Here is an 18,099-nt window from a genome sequence, read left to right as displayed (position 1 = left end):
CCCACTCAGGAATGACAGACGAACCCGTCCTTGAGCAGCGTGATCTCGAACTGCAGGTTGCCCGCGCGCGCGCCGCGCGCCTGTGCCAGCGTGCCGTCCGCGCGCCATTGGCGCAGCGCGGCGGCCAGGTAGTCGCGCGAGGCGGCGTCGCCTTGCGGCAGGCGGATGGCGGCGTCCGATGGCGGGCGCAGGCCGCTTGCCAGCGGCTTGTAGAAGCGCCATTCGTCGTTCTTCAACAGGCGTTCCAACACTTCGGTGTCTTCGGCCAGCGCAGCGCATTCGCCCGCCATGAAAGCCGACACGGCATGTACGGAAGAGGGATAGCTGCGCGGCTCAGCCCCGTATCGCAGCGCCACTGCACCGGCATAGCCCGAGCCTTCGCCCACGCAGACCGGCGCGCCGCGTAGCGCCTGCGCATCCTGCACGCGCCCCTTGCGCAGCGCGACCACCAGGCCACTGCCTGTGTCGTAGCTGCCGGGGGCGGCGTCGATGCCTTTCGGCGCGGCGGCAGACGGCACTCCTGCGATCAGCAGGTCGACACGGCCATCGTGCAGCGCGGCGTCCTGCGCAGCAGCGTCCAGCCCTACCAGTTCCAGCGTCACGCCCAGCGAGCGGGCCAGCTCGCGCGCCAATGCGGCATCGAAGCCATCGGGTTCCGGCGGCGTCGGTGCTTCGGGAGGGGCAGGGCGCGGATAACGGCGTACGCCGACGATCAGCGTGCCGCGTTCGATGGCCCTGGCCAGCACCGGCCCCTTGGGCAGTTCGCTCAGGCGGCTCCCCGAAGCCCACGATGCGCCCAGACCCGCCAGCGCGGCCGCCGCGACGAGCGAGGCGCCTGCCAGCGCGAGCCGGCGGGGGCGCGAAGCCACTGGGGAAGCAGCGTCACTCATCGAGACTCAACCCCCGCCGCCAGCGCAGCAACCGCCGCTCCAGCAGCGCAAGCAGGTAGTTGAGCACCAGCCCCAGCACCGCCAGCAGCAGGATGCCCGCATACATGGTCGGTATCTGGAAGGTCTCCTGAGAATTCAGCGTGAGAAAGCCCAGGCCCGAATGCGCGCCGATCATCTCGGCCGCCACCAGCGCGGTGATGCTGTACGCCCCCGCCAGCCGCACGCCGGTGAAGATCGACGGCAGCGACGCCGGCAGCACCACCTTGAAGAAGATGAAGCGCTGCGACGCGCCCATCGACAGCGCCGAGTTCACGAGCAGCCGGTCGACCTGCTTCACGCCGCTCACCGTGCTCAGCAGCACAGGCCAGAACGAAGCCCAGAAGATGATCGCCACCTTCGACAGCTCGCCGATGCCCAGGAACAGGATGAACACCGGAAACAGCGCGAAGGCCGACGTCTGGCGAAAGAGTTGCAGCACCGGATCGACGATGGCCGCCAGCCGCCTTGAACTGCCGATCAGCAGGCCCAGCACCACGCCAGAGAAGCTCGCGAGCACCAGTCCCCACAGCGAGCGCTGCAGGCTCGCTGCCATGTGCTTCCAGAGCTGGCCGGTGTCGACGAGTTGGGCGATGCTCGCGATCACGGCGGAAGGCGGGCTCAGGTAGGCATCGCTCACGATGCCAAGGCGCGGCAGGGCCTCCCACAGCGCCAGGAAGATCACGATGCCGATGCCGCGTTCGGCCACCCGGCCGAGGCCGCGAGCGAACTTCTTGAAGAAGCTGCCCGGCTGGCGAGCTACAGGCGCGTCGAGCACGGCGCTCATGACACGACCCCTTCGAGCGACCTGGGCCGCAGGCCGATCTGCACTTCGTCCTTCAGCACCTCCCACGCACGCTGGCGCAACGCGGCAAACTCGGCCGAGTGACGCAACTCCGCCGAGCGCGGCCGTGCAAGCGGAATGTCGATGATGTCCTTGATGCGGCCGGGCCGCTGCGTCATCACCGCCACGCGGTCCGACAGGTACACCGCTTCTTCCAGGCTGTGCGTGATGAACACGATGGTCTTGCGGTACTGCTCCCAGATGCGCAGCAGCTCGCCCTGGAGAATCTCGCGCGTCTGCGCATCGAGCGCGGCGAAGGGCTCGTCCATCAGCAGCACGTCGGGCTTGTAGGCGAGCGAACGTGCAATGGCCACGCGTTGCTTCATGCCGCCAGAAATCTCGTGCGGGTATCGGTCAGCAAAGCCATGCAGGCCGACCAGTTCGAGGTATTCGTGCGCGGTGCGGCGGCGCTCGGCCTTGCCGACACCGCGTATCTCTAGCCCGACCGCAATGTTGTCGAGCACCGAGAGCCACGGAAACAGCGCATAGCCCTGGAACACCACACCCTGGTTGCGATTGATGCCCGCGAGCGGCTGGCCGTTGATGGCGATGCGCCCGCCGGTGCGCTCGGTCAGCCCGGCCAGGATGCCGAGAAAGGTCGACTTGCCGCAGCCCGACGGGCCGAGCACCGAGAGGAATTCACCCTCGCGCACGTCGAGGTCGAAGCCTTCGAGCACACGCACGCGCTCGCTCGCGCCGCGGGCTGCGTAGTCCATCCGCACATCGCGGGCAGAGATCTTGATGGTCATCGGCGCGTGCTCAGGCCTTCGTGGCGATCTTGTTGACGAAGGGGTTGAACTCGTTCGTGTACACGTCCTTCACCGCCACCTTGCCGGCGGCGAGCTTGCCTTCGGATTGCAGGATGTCGATGTAGTACTGAATCGGCGGCTCGGTCACCACCAGGTCGTCGACGTAGGCATAGCGGTCGACATTCTTCAGGTCCATGTTGATGCGCTTGGCCACCAGCTTGCGGGCTTCCTCGGCGTTGGCGTTGACCCAGTTGCCGGCCTTGGCCAGTGCAACGACCACGTCGCGCACCGCCTCGGGGTGCTGGCGGATGAACTGGCCGTGCGCGCTGTACGGCGCCATGCCGCCGAGGCCGCCGTCGAGGTCGAAGTCGCTCCACAGCCGCACCAGTTGCTCGGCGTTGTCGGCACGGCCCGAGAAGGGCGCGTGGATGATCGCCAGGTCGGTGTTGCGCGTTACCAGCGTCTGCTCGGCCTGCTCGTCGGGAATGACGACGAAGTTGATCTTGTTCACGTCCACGCCGTGCTGGCGCAGGTACTTCTTGGTGACGAACTCGGCGCACGCGCCGAAGCTGTTGAAGCCGATGGTCTTGCCTTCGAGGTCCTTCGGTTCGCGGATGCCCGAGTCCTTGCGAACGAAGTACTTCATGTGCGGCGCTTCCTGCAGCGTCTTGCCGCCTGCTGCCACCACCTTGAGGTCGGCACCCGAGGCAATGGCAGAGATCACCAGCGGCACCATGCGGCTGCCGAAGTCGATCTCGCCCGTGCCCACCAGCGGAATGATCTGCGGCGCGGCGATCTTGCCCACGTACTCGGGGCGCGTGTTCGTGCCCTCGAAGTAGCCGAGCTCGTCGGCCAGGTAGATCAGGTCGAACGAGGGGTTGTTCGGATACTTGAACGCAACCTTCTCGCCGACCTTCTTCACCACGGCCGGAGCGCCGCCGGCCGATGCGGTCTTGCCTTCGTCGCGCGAGCAACCCGCCAGCAACAGGCCACCGAGGCCCCCGGCCGCGGTCAGCGAGGCGAAAGTCTTGAGCGCAAGGCGGCGCGAAGGGAGGGAAGAGGCTTCGATGGGCATGGCGGCGCGCTCCGGCAGGGGAGCGGTCTGGGAGTTGGCGGAGCGCCGATGCTAGAAAGCGCCCCGCGCTGCGCCAACGAAAAAAACCGCCTATGCATATGCGGCGACGGATAAGCGCGACAGCGGCGTGGAAATGCTTGCCGCGCTGTGCCTGCGGGGGCATCCTCGACGGCTCTTTTCCTTTTCTCCATCCACCGTCAAGACAAGACACACCCATGACCTACCACGCCGACTCCAAGCGCTACGACGCCATTCCCTACCGCCGCGTCGGGCGCAGCGGGCTCGTGCTGCCCGCCATCTCGCTCGGGCTCTGGCACAACTTCGGGGACACCACCTCCATTGCCACGCAGCGCCAACTGCTGCGCACGGCCTTCGACCTGGGCATCAACCACTTCGACCTGGCCAACAACTACGGCCCGCCGTACGGCAGCGCGGAAACCAACTTCGGCCGGCTGCTGCGCGAGGACTTCAAGCCGTACCGCGACGAACTCATCATTTCGAGCAAGGCCGGCTGGGACATGTGGCCGGGTCCGTACGGACAGGGCGGCGGTTCGCGCAAATACGTGCTCGCGAGCCTCGACCAGAGCCTGCAGCGCCTGGGCGTGGACTACGTAGACATCTTCTATTCGCATCGCTTCGACCCGCACACGCCGCTGGAAGAAACCGCTTCCGCGCTGGCCCAGGCCGTGCAGCAGGGCAAGGCGCTGTACATCGGCATTTCGTCCTACTCGGCCGGCAAGACGCGCGAGATCGCCGCGCTGCTGCGCGAGTGGAAGGTGCCGCTCTTGATCCATCAGCCGGCCTACAACCTGTTCAACCGCTGGATCGAGAAAGACCTGTTGAACGCGACTGATGAACTGGGCGCCGGCGTCATCGCTTTCACGCCGCTCGCGCAGGGTCTGCTGACCGACAAGTATCTGAAGGGCATTCCGGCCGATGCTCGAATCAACCGGCCCGGCGGCGGCTCGCTCAAGCAGGAGCACCTGTCCGAAGCCAACGTTGAGCGTGCCCGCGCGCTCAACGAGATCGCCAAGCGCCGCGGCCAGACGCTGGCGCAGCTCGCGCTGACGTGGACGCTGCGCGACCCGCGCGTCAGCTCCGCGCTGATCGGCGCGAGCCGGCCCGAGCAGATCGTCGACAACGTTGCGGCGCTGTCGCATGCGCCGTTGAGCACAGAGGAGCTGGCCGAGATCGACAAGTACGCGGTGGAAGGCGGCGTCAATCTCTGGGAGAAGCCATCGACCGATTTCGCCTGAAGCCCGGGATCGCGATTCGCGAACCGCATCAGGTAACTTGGAATCCGTCTTTGGAAAAGCAGTGGCACTGCGCAGAATCGGCCGAAGTTTTCTTTCGACCGTTGCCATGCCACTGCGTACCCACTACGTTTCCCCGGCGGCCCAGGCCCGCCACGTTCTCGCCCTGACAACCAAGGCCTGGCGCATTCCGCCAGGCTCGGCACACGAAGTGGCGCGGCGTGCGCCGCATGGCTATGTGCCGGTGAGGGCGCTGCGGCGGTTGCATGCTGCGGCCGCTCTGGCCTTGCTGCCGCATTCGTGGTGAACTCCGCACCAGGGCCCTGAACCTGGAGACGCAAGAAGATGCTGATCGTTCTGGGTGGCCTGCCCGGCACCGGCAAGACCACCATCGCACGCGAGATAGCCGCGCTCGTGCCTTGCGTGTACCTGCGCATCGACACCATCGAGCAGGCACTGCGGTCGACTGATGCGCTGGCCGGCGAGGTCGGCCCGGCCGGCTACGTTGTGGCCTACGAGCTGGCCCGCTCCAATCTTTCGCTCGGGCTGACGGTCGTGGCTGACTGCGTCAATCCATTGCCAGTTACGCGCGAGGCATGGCAGGCTGTTGCGGCGGACGCCTCGTCGCGCATCGTCGAGGTCGAGATCGTGTGTTCGGACATCCCCGAGCATCGGCGCCGCGTCGAGCAGCGAAGCATCGATGTGCCGGGCCTCGTGCCACCGACATGGGCGGCCGTGCAGCAGCGCGACTACGAACCGTGGACCACGCAACGTCTCGTCATCGACACTGCGTCCGTCAGCGCGCGCGAGGCCGCGCAATCGATCCTGTCTTACCTGCGCGACTGAGCACTCAGCAGATATCGATATAGAAATTCGGCGCAAACGGTGCGCGCGATGCCCAAGAGAATTTGAAGCAATTCTTTCAAGGGCGCTTCCCGCCTCACACCGTGTCCTACTCGCTGTCCCTGCTCGACAAGAGCCTGATTCCCGAAGGCTCCGACGCCGCACAGGCGTTCCAGCACACCATCTCGCTCGCACAGAGCGCTGAGCGGCTGGGCTACCGCCGCTACTGGCTCGCCGAACATCACGGCAACAAGAACTACGCAGGCTCGGCGCCCGAAGTGCTGGCTGCGCACGTGCTTGCGAAGACTTCGCGCATCCGCGTGGGCACGGGTGGCGTCATGCTGCAGCACTACAGCCCATTCAAGGTGGCCGAGACTTTCCGCGTGCTGGCCTCGCTGGCACCGGGTCGCGTGGACCTGGGCATCGGCAAGGCGCCGGGCGGCCTGCCGCTGACGAGCAAGGCGCTGCAGTGGCTGCACGATCCGGTGAAGAAGGGCGAAGACTTCGGCGTGCGCCTGGCCGAGCTCGATGCATTCCTGCACGACGGCATTGCCTCCGGCCATGCGCTGGCCGGTGCGGTTGCCACGCCCAACCCGCCGCAGTTGCCGCAGCGCGTGCTGCTCGGCGGCAGCCCCGAGAGCGCGGTGCTTGCTGCGCGACTCGGCTGGCAGTTCGTCTATGCGGGGCACTTCAACGGCGATCCGGTGAATCTCGCGCAATCGCTCGATGCCTATCGCGCGGAGTCGGGGCGCGCACCGCTGCTCGCGCTCTTTGCATTCGCGGCAGAGACGCACGAGAAAGCCGCGGAGCTTGTCGGCGCGCTGCGCAGCTTTCGCGTGCACCTGCCTACCGGCCAGAGCGTCAACCTGCCGAGCCTCGAAGCCGCCGCCGAGTTCGCGCGGCAGGCTGGCGTGAGCGACTACCGCACCGAAGAACGCCGCCCTCATGTGGTCGCGGGCACCGGTGAAGAGGTGCGCGATGCGCTCGATGCACTGAGCGAGCGCTACGGCATCGAGGAGTTCGTCATCGACATCCCGGTGGCCGGTTTCGCGGAGCGTCACGCATCCGTCGAACTGCTCGCCAAGGCGCACAAATCGACACCCGTGCCGGCCTGAGCCTTTCCTTTCCATTCCAGAAGAGACAAGAGAGCAATCGTCATGAGCAACAACATCAAGTTCGGCGTCATGCTGCAGGGGGCCGGCAGCCACATGAATTCCTGGAAGCATCCGGGCGGGCCTGCGGATGCCAGCGTGAACCTCGACTTCTTCGTGCGCGCCGCACAGAAGGCCGAAGCGGCGGGTATCGCCTTCGCGTTCGTGGCGGACGGGCTCTACATCAACGAGAAGTCGATCCCGCACTTTCTCAACCGCTTCGAGCCGATCTCGATCCTGTCGGCGCTCGCGACCGTGACCTCGAAGATCGGCCTCGCGGGCACTGTCTCCAGCTCGTACAGCGACCCGTTCACGGTGGCGCGCCAGTTCGGCTCGCTCGATTTGATCAGCGGCGGCCGCGCGGGCTGGAACGTGGTGACCACGCCGCTCGAAGGCAGCGCGAAGAACTACAGCCGCGCGCACCCTGAGCACGCGCTGCGCTACGAGATCGCCGACGAGTACCTGGCCGTCACGCAAGGCCTGTGGGACAGCTGGGACGACGACGCCTTCGTGCGCAACCGAGAGAGCGGCCAGTTCTTCGACCGCGAGAAGCTGCACCCGCTGGACCACAAGGGGCGCTTCTTCCAGGTGTCGGGCCCGCTGAACATCCAGCGCTCGCCGCAGGGGCAGCCGGTGATCTTCCAGGCCGGTTCGTCGGATGCGGGTATCGGGCTCGCGGGCAAGTATGCGGACGCGGTGTTCACGCACTCGCCCTCGCTGGAGGACACGCGCAGCTTCCTGCGGCAGGTGAAGGCCAGCGCCGTCGCACAGGGCCGGCAGGCCGACGACGTGAAGATCTTCCCCGGCATCGGCCCCGTGGTCGCGGCCACCGAGGCGGAGGCCGAGGCCAAGTACCGCGCCATCCGCGAGCTGCTGACGGTGGAAGAGGCACTGGCCTACCTCGGCCGCTTCTTCGACCACCACGACTTCAGCCAGTACCCGCTGGACGTGCCGTTCCCTGAGCTGGGCGAGATCGGCCGCAACAGCTTTCGCTCGACCACCGACCGCATCAAGGCCAATGCGAAGGCCAAGGGCCAGACCCTGCGCGAAGTGGCGCTCGAAGTGGCCACGCCGCGCACGCAGTTCGTGGGCACCGGCGAGCGCATTGCCGACGAGATCATCCGCTGGGTGGACGAGGGCGCGGCCGACGGCTTCATCCTCGGCTTTCCGGTGCTCGGGCAGGGCCTCGACGACTTCATCGAGTTCGTGATTCCGGTGCTGGAAGCGCGCGGGCGCTACCAGCGCGAACTGCCCGGTCACACGCTGCGTGACCACCTGGGCCTGCCGCGCAAGGCGAGCCGCCATGCGGCGCAGGAAGTTGCGCTCGCAGTGCAGAAGGCTGCCTGATGAGCGAACAGTTCCTCTACACCACGCCGCTCGATCCGCGCGCGAAGCCGCTCATCGAGGGCCTGGCCTTCGAGTACGACAGCCGCTACGGCGACGTGTTGCGTGAGCCGGGTGCGCCGCGCGAGATGGACCGCTATCCGCCCGAGGCGTTCGCGCCATCGCATGGCGGCAACTTCGTGCTGCTGCTGCGCGACGGCGTTGCCATCGGTGGCGGCGCGTTCATGCGCCACGACGAGCGCACAGCGGAACTCAAGCGCGTGTGGACGCACAGCGATCTGCGGCGGCAGGGCCTGGCCAGCAAGGTGCTCGCAGAACTGGAGGCACAGGTGCTGCGGCAGGGCTATGAGCGCATCTACCTGACGACCGGCTTTCGCCAGCCTGAGGCCGTGGGCCTGTATCTCGGCCATGGCTACACGGCGTTGTTCGATCCGCCTGTCGACCCGGAGACGCCGCGCAAGCTGCCGTTCGAGAAGTACTTGAACACGGGGCGCCATCGCGGTCGCCTTGCCGAGCAACAGGCTGAGGCGGTGCAGCGATGAATACGACCGTTCTCGATGCCGGCGCCGAGCCGAGAAGCCCCGTACCGGTTCGCGCGCCGCAACCGCAGCGCCCAGCACCTGCACCAGTGCCCGCGAAGGGCGACTACTCGCACTTCCGCGTCGTGCCGGCCAGATACCCGGCACGCACGGCCGGCACCATCTTCGCGGTGCTCGTCATCGGCATCGTGCTGCATTCGACGCTGACCAACCCGCGCTGGGGCTGGGGCGTATTCGCGCAATGGTTCTTCGCCGAGCCTGTGCTGCAAGGCCTGGGCCGCACGTTGCTGCTGACGGCGCTGGGTGCGCTGCTGGGCTTTTTCTTCGGCACTGCCCTGGCGCTGGCCCGGGTGTCCCGCTCGCCGCTGCTGGCGCGGCTGGCCTGGGTGTTCACCTGGATCTTCCGGTCGATTCCGGTGATCGTGCTGCTGCTGATCATCAACAACCTGGGCTATCTCTACGAGACGGTGACGCTGGGCATTCCGGGCACCGACGTCACCTTCTTCTCGTACCCGACAACGCAACTGATCAGCCCGTTCGTGGCGGCGCTGCTGGGCCTCACGCTGAACCAGGCGGCCTTTGCCTCGGAGATCGTGCGCGGCGGCATCCTGTCGGTGGAGCAGGGGCAGCTCGAAGCGGCGGCGGCGCTGGGGCTGTCGCGCACGCGGCAGTCCTTTCGCATCGTGCTGCCGCAGGCCATGCGGACCATTCTGCCCACGGCGTTCAACGACATCATCGGGCTGGCCAAGGGCACGTCGAACCTCTACATCCTGGCGCTGCCCGAGCTGTTCTACACGATCCAGATCATCTACCGGCGCAACCTGGAAGTGATTCCGCTGCTGATGGTGGCGACGGTGTGGTACCTCATCATCCTCACGGTGCTGTCGGTGGTGCAGCACTACGTCGAGCGGCATTTCTCGCGCGGGGCGCTGCGCAATCCGCCGAGTTCGTGGCTTGGCGGCGTGATGCGCGGGCTGTGGCGCACGAAGGCGCCGGCAGCGCTGCCTGTGGCTGATGACGCATCTGTTGCCGATGCCCCTGCACAGGTGCCGCGATGGACCGATCCGCTCACGCAGGGCGGCGAGGTCACTATTCACGGCGTTTCGAAGAGCTTCGGTGCGCTCACGGTGCTCGACGACGTGACGCTGACCGTGGGGCAGGGCAGCGTGACGGTCATCCTCGGCCAGTCGGGTTCGGGCAAGTCGACGCTGCTGCGCGCCATCAACCACCTGGAGCGCGTGGACGACGGCTTCATTGCCATCGACGGCGAGCTCATCGGCTACCGCCGCGACGAAGACACGCTCTACGAGCTGCACGAGAAGGAAATTCTCAAGCGCCGCGTCGACGTGGGCATGGTGTTCCAGAACTTCAACCTGTTCCCGCACCTCACGGTGCTGGAGAACATCGTGGAGGCGCCGGTGTCGGTGCGCGGCCTGCCGCGTGCCGAGGCCGAGGCGCTGGCCTCCGAACTGCTGGTGCGCGTGGGCCTGAGCGACAAGACGCACGCCTATCCGAGGCAGCTCTCCGGCGGCCAGCAGCAGCGCGTGGCGATTGCCCGTGCGCTGGCGCTCAGGCCGAAGGTGCTGCTGTTCGACGAGCCCACCTCGGCGCTCGACCCCGAACTGGTCGGCGAGGTGCTGGCCGTGATCAAGGAGCTGGCGCGCTCGGGCACCACGCTGGTCATCGTCACGCACGAGATCGGCTTTGCCCGCGAGGTGGCCGACACCATCGTCTTCATGGAGCGCGGGCGGATTCTCGAAACCGGCTCGCCCGACAAGGTGTTCAACGCGCCGGAGCATCCGCGCACGGCCGAGTTCCTGGCCAAGGTTCTTTGACTTTTCCTTTCCTCTCTTCTTGCTGCATTGCCCTTCATGACCCATCGACGAAACATCCTGTCCGTTCTCCTGGCCGCGCTGCTGGTGCCGCTCGCCGCCTCGGCCCAGCCCGCCGCCGACCTGAGCCCCGAGCAGGCCGGCCGCCCGCGCGCGCAAAAGATCGACGAGGCCATCAAGCTCGCGAAGGATTTCAAGTTCCAGAAGGAGGGCGTGCTCGTCGTCGGCACGACCACCGGCCGCCTGCCGTTCGCCGCCTATGCGACAGACACGAAGACGCCCGTGGGCAACGCCCCCGACATCGCGCAGCTGGTGGCCGACAGCCTCGGTCGCAAGCTGGAGCTTGTGTCCACCGCCTGGGCCGACTGGCCGCTGGGCCTGCAGTCGGGCAAGTTCGACGTGGTGGTGTCCAACGTGACCGTCACGGAAGAGCGCAAGGAGAAGTTCGACTTCTCGACCTACCGCAACGATCAGATCGGCATCTACGTGAAGTCGGACAGCAAGCTCGGCGCGATCAAGGAGCCGAAGGACATCGCGGGCCTGAAGCTGATCGTTTCCGCCAGCACCAACCAGGAGCAGATTCTTCTGCGCTGGAACAAGCAGAACGTGGCGGCCGGGCTGAAGCCGGTGGAGATCCAGTACTACGACGACGATGTGGTGCAGCGCCTGGCCATCCAGTCGGGCCGCGCCGATGCCTACGTGGGCCCGAACGCCATCGCTGCCTACGAGGCGCGCGACGGCAAGACGAAGCTCGCGGGCGTGTTCTCGGGCGGCTGGCCGCAGACGGCCGAGATTGCCGTTACCTCGCGCAAGGGCTCGGGCCTTGCCGATGCGGTCACGCTGGCGCTGAACACGCAAATCAAGAACGGCAACTACGCCAAGGCGCTGTCGCGCTGGAACCTGGAGTCGGAGGCCATCGCAGCCTCGCGCACCAACCCGCCGGGCCTGCCGAAGAACTGATGATGGCCATGACTTTTCTCAAGCACGCCTGGATCGCCCGTGGCCTTGTCGCGCTCACGCTCGTGGCCGGCGCGGCCCATGCCGCCGACAAGTTCGACTTCAGCCCCGAGCAACGCGGCCGCCTGCGCACCGGCAAGGACGCCGAGGCCGTCAACGCGATTCCGCCGGGCTTCAAGTTCGTGAAGGAAGGCGTGCTGACGGTCGCGATCGCACCGTTCGCGCCACCCATATCGACCTACGCCACCGATGCGAAGACCGTCGTCGGCTTCGACCCCGACTTCGCGCTGCTCATCGCCGAAGCATTGGGCCTCAAGCTCGACCTGCAGCCCATTGCCTGGGCCGACTGGCCGCTGGGCCTGAGCTCGGGCAAGTACGACGCCGTGATCTCCAACGTGGGCGTGACCGAGCAGCGCAAGGAGAAGTTCGACTTCTCGACCTATCGCCTCGGCCTGCACGGCTTCTATGTGCGCACCGACAGCGCCATCAAGGCGATCAGGGAGCCGAAGGACGTTGCGGGCCTGAAGCTGACGACCGGTGCCGGCACCAACCAGGAGCGCATCCTGCTCGAATGGAATCGGCAGAACGTTGCGGCGGGCTTGAAGCCCGTCGAGATCCAGTACTACGACGACGATGTGACGCGCACGCTGGCGGTGGTCACCAAGCGGGTCGACGCCAATTTCAATCCGAATGCGCCGCAAGCCTACGAGGCGGCGAAGAACGGGCAAATCAGGCTGGTCGGCACGGTCAATGCGGGCTGGCCGCTGAAGTCGGACGTGGCCATTGCCACGCGCAAGGGCAGCGGCCTCGCGGCGGCGCTGACCACCGCGGCCAACAACCTGATCCGCAACGGCACCTATGCCAAGGCGCTCGCGCGCTGGAGCCTGGCCGAAGAGGCGTTGCCAAAGTCGGAGACCAACCCGCCCGGGTTGCCGAAGTTCGCGCCGTGAGCATTCGCCATCTCGCATTCCTGACGCCGGGCAACTACGCCGAGGCCGACCCTTTCGCGGGCATCGAGGCCGCGCTGAAGCTCTTCGAGTTCGGCGAGAAGCAGGGCTTCAACGGCGCATGGGTACGGCAGCGCCATCTGGAGCGCGGTGTGTCGTCGGCCGCGACCTTCCTGGCCGCCGCGACGCAGCGCACGTGCCGCATCGAACTGGGCGCGGCGGTGATCCAGATGGGGTACGAGAACCCGTTCCGTCTCGCCGAAGACCTGGCCACGGTCGATGTGCTGTCGCGCGGCCGGGTGCAAGTGGGCCTGAGCGCTGGCGCGCCGCTGCATGGAGCACTGCTCGGCAACCGCTTCTACGACGTGGCGGCGAACACCATCGACTTCACGCACAAGCGCGTGGGGCGGCTCAAGGCCAATCTGGAAGACACACTGCTTGGGGATGACCAGACTTTTGTCGAATCGGCCGGCGGACGTGTGCGGCCACGTGTGCAGCCCCATGCACCGGGCCTGATCGACCGGCTCTGGTATGGCGGCGGCTCGCTGCGCTCGGTCGAATGGGCGGGGCGCAACGGGTTCAATTTGCTGCTGGGCAATGTGCTCTCGGGCGAGACCACCGACGACTTTCTGCAGGCGCAGCTGGGCTTGATCGAGCGCTATCGCGCCAGCGAGGCGGACGCGCGCAAGGGCAGGGTGGCGCTGGGCCGTGTGATCGTGCCGCTCGACGGCGCTGACGCCGCCACGCGCAAGCGCTACCGCGAGTTCGCGGCAGGACGCGTCGAACGCACGCTGGCACCGCAGGGTGAGCGGCGCACGCTGTTCGCGACCGATCTCGTGGGCACGTCCGATGAAATCCTGGAGCGCCTGCGGCACGACCCGGTGCTGCCGCATGTGAGCGAATTGCGCGTGGAGCTGCCCTACAACTTCAGTAGCGAGGACTACGAACAGATATTGACCGACCTGTCCGGCCGCATAGCGCCGGAGCTTGGTTGGCGATCGCTTTGATCTGGAGGAGGAAATGAGAGGAAGCAGGAGTTGAGTTCGAGGTGAGTCGGAGTCGGGTGCAACCCGGTGGTCGACTTTTAGGCGAGCCTCGCGAGGCTCGCTTTTTTTTGCCTTGGACGATGGCCGCGATTCCGGCATTTCGTTCTTAGAATCGCTGCCGGAGAACGGTGGTGTAGCGGAAGCACGCCCCCCGCCACGGGGGCAGCGCTGGTTCGAGTCCAGCTCGTTCTCCCCACACAAACTCGGCGTGGATACGGCCGGCATGCATGCGGGAGGGCGTTTTTTGATCGATGGGCTGCCGGCGGTGAGCTTCACGGACGAAGAGTTGGCGATTGCCTTGCGAGTGTTGCAAGCCATCTCGGATGACCCTTCCAGCATGAACCATCACCCGCGCTTCAAGACGCTGGTCGCGAAGATCCAGAAGGAGGCCAAGCGGGGCCAGCGCCATGCGCGCCAGGCCATGGCTGCGGCGCAGTTGCAGGAGGCCCGCCTGCAGGCTGGCCTGGTGCGCGCGCAACAGGAGGTGCCCGCGTTGCGGGATTCTTCCGCCCCTTCCAACTCGATGGGCGCGCTGCTGCGGCTCCAGCGCTGCTATGTCTGCAAGCAGCCATACGGGGAATTGCACCATTTCTATCATCTGCTGTGCCCCGGCTGTGCGGAGAGGAACTGGGCCAAGCGCGCCCAGCGTGCTGACTTGCACGGGCGCGTGGCGCTGGTGACAGGCGGGCGCATAAAGATCGGATTCCAGACCGCGTTGCGCCTGTTGCGCGACGGCGCCGACGTCGTCGTCACTACCCGTTTTCCGAAGGATGCACAGCAGAGATTCCTCGCCATGCCCGATGCCGATTCGTGGCGCGACCGCCTGACGCTGGAAGCGCTGGATCTGCGTAACGTCCCTTCGGTGGAGGCGTTTGCTGACGATCTTTGCCAGCGGTTGCCGCACCTCGACATCCTGATCAACAACGCGGCACAGATGATCAAGCGCCCACGCGAGTTCTACGCCGCGCTGATGGCCGCCGAACCCACGCCATGGTTGCTAGAGGCCAGGAGCCACTACCTGGGGCAGTTGCCGGGCTACGGCGATTACTTTGTGCAGAAGGAGCTGGACAGCTATGGCCAGACGCTTGACAAGCGACCGGACAATTCGTGGTCGCAACGACTGCATGAAGTGTCCACGCTGGAACTGCTGGAGGTGCAGCTCGTCAACGCCGTGAGCCCCTTCGTGCTCACGGGCAGACTCAGGCCGGCACTGTTGCGCTCCCCGCATCCACGCCGTTTCGTGGTGCAGGCCTCCGCAATGGAAGGGCAGTTCAACCGCAGCGAAAAGACGGAGTTCCATCCCCACACCAACATGGCCAAGGCCGCGATGAACATGATGGTGCGCACCAGCGCCCAGGAGTGGGCCCGTGACGGCATCTACATGAATGCGGTTGATACCGGCTGGGTGACGGACGAGAAGCCTTACCCCCGTGCCATGCGCGCGCGGCAGACACAGAACTTCTATACGCCGCTGGATACGATCGATGGCATGGCCCGGCTGTTCGATCCAATCGCACGCGGTATCAACGAGCCGGGCACGCCGCTATTCGGACATTTCCTCAAGGACTACGAATCCTATGCCTGGTGATTTGCCGACGGACGAGAACTCGGTGCATTGCCCGGTTCACCGCGTTGCTGTCACGCCGTGCGGCGCGCAAGAGCTTGCGCCTTTGCTGGCTCACCTGAGCGCAAATCTTGCCGTCCAGGGCGAACAGCGTTTTCCGCGCGGCACGATGCTGGACGATGGCCGCCTGGACCTTTGCAAGCAAAGTCTGGGTACCGAAAACTGCCTGCGGCTCGTAGCGGCACTTCAGGACAACACGAGGGTGCGCAGTCTCATGCTGGGCACCGACGCCATTGGCGATGTTGGAGCGGGAGCTGTGGCCAGGTTGGTGGCCGGGAATGCGCACCTCCAGGTGCTCTATCTGGGGTGCAACAACATCGGTCCTGAGGGCGCGCGTGAGCTGGCCGCCATGGTTGCGCAGGCGCCGCAGATCACCGGCCTCTGGCTCAAGCGCAACCCCTTGGGGCCGGAGGGGGCGGAAAGCATCGCGCGCATGCTGCGCGACAACAAGCACCTGCGCATGCTCGACCTTGTCAACACCGATCTGCGCGGCGCGGGCGTGCGCGCAGTGGCCGATGCCCTGTGCGCCGGCAACAGCAGTCTGCGAAGCCTCTACCTGAGTGGCAACGGCCTGGGACCTTCGGTCGTGCCAGACCTTGCCCGGCTGTTGCGCGAAGCGCCGCAGATCGCGGCGCTGTATGTGAGCGCAAATCACCTCGGCGATGCGGGCGCGATCGAACTGGCGAAAGCCCTGCGTCACAACAGCACGTTGCAAACACTGGAACTCGCGAGCAACGGTATCGGGAGCGAAGGGGCCAGAGCACTCTTCGAGGCGGTCGGGGATTCGGGCCTGCGCAACCTCAATCTGGGCTACGCGGTGTCGGGCAAAGCGCTCGGCGCGCGTGCCAACGAAATGGGCGACGAGGGCGCAGCTTGCGCGGCGAAACTGATCGCGACATCGCCCGCGTTGCGCGCGTTGGATCTCACGCGCAACCGCATTACGATGCACGGCCGGTCGGTATTGATCGAGGCTACGCTGCACAACCGGCGACTCGGCCGCCTGATCGTGGAAGGCAGCCAGCCGAAAGCGCTGGTGCAGCACCTCGCCCAAAACAGGGCTGCCCATGGTGACGACGCGCCGAAGGATCAGGCCCTGATCAAGAGCGTCTATCGCTGACTGGACACGCCGAGCAGGAAATCCGTGACCTCGTCCGAGAACACGTAGCGCTGCCCGTCGACGAGTACCCAGTCCGGGCTCTCGGGGGCCGGCCGTGCAGCGGGCATTCCATGGGCGACCAGCGCTTCGGCGCAGCCGAGCCAGTCTCCTTCGCCGTCCGGCGGTTCGTTGCATGAAGCCCACGAGAGGCCGCCGCAGGCGTTGTCGTCGAAGCCGTGCCGTTCTTTCCAGCTTGCGCCGTGCTCCAGCAGGAAGCGGACGAGGCCGGCATCGCCGCGAAACACGGCCTTGTTCAACGCCGAGGCATCCCAGTCGCCGCCGCGAGTTGCGATGGGCCAGCCGAGTTCGACCATCAGCTTCACCGCGTCGCTGCATCCCTGCGCTGCGAGTTCCGGCAACTGGCGCAGCTGCGTTTCTGAGAGCGTACCGACGATGCCGGGGTGCGCTGCGTGGATACGGCGGGCGGCGGCCTCGTCACCTTGGGCGCAGGCTGCGACGAAGGCTTCATCCACTGAAAGCGGGGCACCACCTCCGGCTTTTTGCAGCAAGCGCGCGACCTCCGGCAGACCGAAGCGCAGGGCGACGGTATATGCGCTCGTGCCATCGATGGTGGTGACCGAAGGATCGGCGCCTGCTGCCAGCAAGGCCTCGATATGCGCGGGCGACCTGCGCCGCCGGATTGCCCACAGCAGCAGCGAACCCCAGTCGCTTGTGGGAGAGCCTATGGGCGGTTCGTTCGCATTGCCGCCGTGCGCGAGCAGCAACCTCAGCGCTTCCACGTCGTCGAGGTCCAGCACGCGATAGAGCGCATTCGTGCCCGAGATGCGCGCACCGGCGTTCAGCAGCAGCCGCGTGCAGGCCGGGTTCTCCAGCGAGTGATAGAGCGATTCGCCGTCGTTCGGATCGGCGCCTGCGTCCAGCAGCAGCTTCGTGAGCTCGGCGTTGTGGTTCTGGCCGGCGGCGCCGTAGAGCGCGGACAGCCGGTCGGTGTTGGAGGGTGCATCGATGGACGACGGAGGCCAGCGGTTACCGACCGACTGATCGGGGTCCGCGCCGGCATCGAGCAGCAGCTTCGGGCAGGCGAGCAGGCGTTCGCGGAAGTCAGGCAGCTGCATCAGGCCGGAATGAGCCACCGCAACGAGTGGCGGGAGTGCGAGCGGGCCTCCCGCGCGGTGCACCCAGCCCGGGTCGTGTTCGATGGCGCGGCGCAGCAGCGTTTCGTTGCCGACCGCGCAGGCGAGGCTGGGGTCGTCACCCAGCAGGCCGGGGCTTTCATCGAGCAGGCGCAGGGCCACCGACGGCCGCGCTTGGTTCGTTCCGCCGGCGACGTCACCCGCGTAGACAAGGCGCAGCCAGTAGAGAACCGACTTCGCCGGATCGTCGGACTGCGGCCGGCGCGCGAGAACAAAGCTTTGCAGCTCGGCCCAGGACGCGAAGCCGTATTCGCGCGCCACGCACGACTGCGCATCGTGCAGGCGCAAGCCGAGCGCTGTTATCTCGGCATCGCTCCTGCCGGCGGCGGCAGGCAGTGCATCGCGAAATCGCGCGGTGGCGGTGGGGTCGTTGCTTCGGTAGAGAGCAAGCAGCTCCTTGGCTTGCTTCTTCAGGTGGCCCAGGTCGGGCCGGGCGGGCATGCGCTTCATTTGAACCTCCGTGCATCAGACGCCGATGACCCGCAAATCCGGCTGCACAAAAGGTGTTGTGGATCGGCAAATGAAGGCAAGTGGGTTCAACCCTTCCCGCGGGCCCGGGCGCGGCTTGCACCGCGGGCGGGATGTTAGGGCACGATGCGCGCGCCGGTCAACGGACAGACAGCGAGCGGCTACAGTGGCGCGCACATCCATCCTTCCGA

The 18,099-nt window shown here is 66.4% G+C and carries 17 protein-coding genes and 1 tRNA gene; 13 read left to right on the top strand and 5 right to left on the bottom strand.

From position 1 onward, the window contains the following. Positions 1–5: 5 nt before the first annotated feature. The 4 genes from BMW87_RS04490 to BMW87_RS04475 are packed head-to-tail and all read right to left on the bottom strand — an operon-like array spanning position 6 to position 3,594. On the bottom strand, positions 6–869 hold the full coding sequence (locus BMW87_RS04490) for a substrate-binding periplasmic protein (protein ID WP_256216656.1): 864 nt from the start codon (positions 867–869) through the stop codon (positions 6–8). Positions 870–882: 13 nt separating this feature from the next. Further along, a complete protein-coding gene (locus BMW87_RS04485) occupies positions 883–1,713 on the bottom strand; it encodes an ABC transporter permease (protein WP_093074480.1) in 831 nt (276 codons plus the stop codon). Further along, on the bottom strand, positions 1,710–2,519 hold the full coding sequence (locus BMW87_RS04480; RefSeq protein WP_093054897.1) for an ABC transporter ATP-binding protein: 810 nt from the start codon (positions 2,517–2,519) through the stop codon (positions 1,710–1,712). Before BMW87_RS04480 ends, BMW87_RS04485 begins: the two co-directional genes overlap by 4 nt. Before the next feature lie 10 nt (positions 2,520–2,529). After that, positions 2,530–3,594 carry an ABC transporter substrate-binding protein gene (locus BMW87_RS04475; RefSeq protein WP_093074478.1) on the bottom strand — a complete coding sequence of 355 codons (1,065 nt, stop codon included), beginning with the start codon at positions 3,592–3,594 and terminating at the stop codon, positions 2,530–2,532. 215 nt (positions 3,595–3,809) lie between these two features. Here BMW87_RS04475 and mgrA point away from each other — a divergent pair, with 215 nt between their 5' ends. The 13 genes from mgrA (at position 3,810) to BMW87_RS04415 (ending at position 16,247) form a co-directional block, all read left to right on the top strand. Further along, complete coding sequence (gene mgrA, locus BMW87_RS04470; RefSeq protein WP_093054901.1) at positions 3,810–4,850, top strand: L-glyceraldehyde 3-phosphate reductase; 1,041 nt, start codon at positions 3,810–3,812, stop codon at positions 4,848–4,850. Between the two features lie 106 nt (positions 4,851–4,956). Next, positions 4,957–5,154 carry a hypothetical protein gene (locus tag BMW87_RS34675; protein ID WP_143047731.1) on the top strand — a complete coding sequence of 66 codons (198 nt, stop codon included), beginning with the start codon at positions 4,957–4,959 and terminating at the stop codon, positions 5,152–5,154. Positions 5,155–5,192: 38 nt separating this feature from the next. Then, the gene (locus BMW87_RS04465) at positions 5,193–5,693 is read left to right on the top strand and encodes a P-loop nucleotide/nucleoside kinase family protein (protein ID WP_093074476.1); all 501 of its coding nucleotides are present in this window, start codon (positions 5,193–5,195) and stop codon (positions 5,691–5,693) included. Between the two features lie 101 nt (positions 5,694–5,794). Continuing rightward, positions 5,795–6,805, top strand: coding sequence for an LLM class flavin-dependent oxidoreductase (locus BMW87_RS04460; protein WP_093075224.1), 1,011 nt, complete (start codon positions 5,795–5,797; stop codon positions 6,803–6,805). Positions 6,806–6,847: 42 nt separating this feature from the next. Then, entirely contained in the window at positions 6,848–8,188 is a 1,341-nt protein-coding gene (locus BMW87_RS04455) for an LLM class flavin-dependent oxidoreductase (protein ID WP_093074474.1), read from the top strand. Continuing rightward, entirely contained in the window at positions 8,188–8,727 is a 540-nt protein-coding gene (locus BMW87_RS04450; protein WP_093074472.1) for a GNAT family N-acetyltransferase, read from the top strand. Before BMW87_RS04455 ends, BMW87_RS04450 begins: the two co-directional genes overlap by 1 nt. After that, positions 8,724–10,559: an amino acid ABC transporter permease/ATP-binding protein gene (locus BMW87_RS35695; RefSeq protein ID WP_093074470.1), complete on the top strand. Its 1,836-nt coding sequence runs from the start codon at positions 8,724–8,726 to the stop codon at positions 10,557–10,559. Before BMW87_RS04450 ends, BMW87_RS35695 begins: the two co-directional genes overlap by 4 nt. Positions 10,560–10,595: 36 nt before the next feature. Next, entirely contained in the window at positions 10,596–11,516 is a 921-nt protein-coding gene (locus BMW87_RS04440) for an ABC transporter substrate-binding protein (RefSeq protein WP_093074468.1), read from the top strand. Between the two features lie 8 nt (positions 11,517–11,524). Continuing rightward, positions 11,525–12,463 carry an ABC transporter substrate-binding protein gene (locus BMW87_RS04435; RefSeq protein WP_093075222.1) on the top strand — a complete coding sequence of 313 codons (939 nt, stop codon included), beginning with the start codon at positions 11,525–11,527 and terminating at the stop codon, positions 12,461–12,463. Further along, positions 12,460–13,467, top strand: a complete 1,008-nt coding sequence (locus BMW87_RS04430; RefSeq protein ID WP_093074466.1) for an LLM class flavin-dependent oxidoreductase — start codon at positions 12,460–12,462, stop codon at positions 13,465–13,467. The genes BMW87_RS04435 and BMW87_RS04430 overlap by 4 nt, the downstream gene beginning before the upstream one ends. Positions 13,468–13,627: 160 nt before the next feature. Next, positions 13,628–13,702, top strand: a tRNA-OTHER gene (locus tag BMW87_RS04425). 12 nt (positions 13,703–13,714) lie between these two features. Further along, positions 13,715–15,094 carry an SDR family NAD(P)-dependent oxidoreductase gene (locus BMW87_RS04420; protein ID WP_218149738.1) on the top strand — a complete coding sequence of 460 codons (1,380 nt, stop codon included), beginning with the start codon at positions 13,715–13,717 and terminating at the stop codon, positions 15,092–15,094. Next, on the top strand, positions 15,084–16,247 hold the full coding sequence (locus BMW87_RS04415) for a leucine-rich repeat domain-containing protein (RefSeq protein WP_177192721.1): 1,164 nt from the start codon (positions 15,084–15,086) through the stop codon (positions 16,245–16,247). Before BMW87_RS04420 ends, BMW87_RS04415 begins: the two co-directional genes overlap by 11 nt. On the opposite strand, the gene BMW87_RS04410 is transcribed toward BMW87_RS04415, so the two are convergent. Continuing rightward, positions 16,238–17,890 carry an ankyrin repeat domain-containing protein gene (locus BMW87_RS04410; RefSeq protein ID WP_093074462.1) on the bottom strand — a complete coding sequence of 551 codons (1,653 nt, stop codon included), beginning with the start codon at positions 17,888–17,890 and terminating at the stop codon, positions 16,238–16,240. The two genes, BMW87_RS04415 and BMW87_RS04410, sit on opposite strands and share 10 nt — an antisense overlap. Positions 17,891–18,099: the final 209 nt, after the last annotated feature.

This window comes from Variovorax sp. OV084, from assembly GCF_900111625.1.
Lineage (GTDB): Bacteria > Pseudomonadota > Gammaproteobacteria > Burkholderiales > Burkholderiaceae_C > Variovorax.
The sequence above is the reverse complement of the archived record's forward strand: the minus strand, read 5'-3'. Positions and strand labels throughout refer to the sequence as shown.

Bases quoted from the DNA above. Each gene is read 5' to 3' on its own strand.
- BMW87_RS04410 (WP_093074462.1), bottom strand. From the start codon at position 17,890: ATGAAGCGCATGCCCGCCCGGCCCGACCTGGGCCACCTGAAGAAGCAA.
- BMW87_RS04465 (WP_093074476.1), top strand. From the start codon at position 5,193: ATGCTGATCGTTCTGGGTGGCCTGCCCGGCACCGGCAAGACCACCATC.
- BMW87_RS04455 (WP_093074474.1), top strand. From the start codon at position 6,848: ATGAGCAACAACATCAAGTTCGGCGTCATGCTGCAGGGGGCCGGCAGC.
- mgrA (WP_093054901.1), top strand. From the start codon at position 3,810: ATGACCTACCACGCCGACTCCAAGCGCTACGACGCCATTCCCTACCGC.
- BMW87_RS35695 (WP_093074470.1), top strand. From the start codon at position 8,724: ATGAATACGACCGTTCTCGATGCCGGCGCCGAGCCGAGAAGCCCCGTA.
- BMW87_RS34675 (WP_143047731.1), top strand. From the start codon at position 4,957: ATGCCACTGCGTACCCACTACGTTTCCCCGGCGGCCCAGGCCCGCCAC.
- BMW87_RS04485 (WP_093074480.1), bottom strand. From the start codon at position 1,713: ATGAGCGCCGTGCTCGACGCGCCTGTAGCTCGCCAGCCGGGCAGCTTC.
- BMW87_RS04480 (WP_093054897.1), bottom strand. From the start codon at position 2,519: ATGACCATCAAGATCTCTGCCCGCGATGTGCGGATGGACTACGCAGCC.
- BMW87_RS04435 (WP_093075222.1), top strand. From the start codon at position 11,525: ATGACTTTTCTCAAGCACGCCTGGATCGCCCGTGGCCTTGTCGCGCTC.
- BMW87_RS04440 (WP_093074468.1), top strand. From the start codon at position 10,596: ATGACCCATCGACGAAACATCCTGTCCGTTCTCCTGGCCGCGCTGCTG.
- BMW87_RS04415 (WP_177192721.1), top strand. From the start codon at position 15,084: ATGCCTGGTGATTTGCCGACGGACGAGAACTCGGTGCATTGCCCGGTT.
- BMW87_RS04475 (WP_093074478.1), bottom strand. From the start codon at position 3,594: ATGCCCATCGAAGCCTCTTCCCTCCCTTCGCGCCGCCTTGCGCTCAAG.
- BMW87_RS04450 (WP_093074472.1), top strand. From the start codon at position 8,188: ATGAGCGAACAGTTCCTCTACACCACGCCGCTCGATCCGCGCGCGAAG.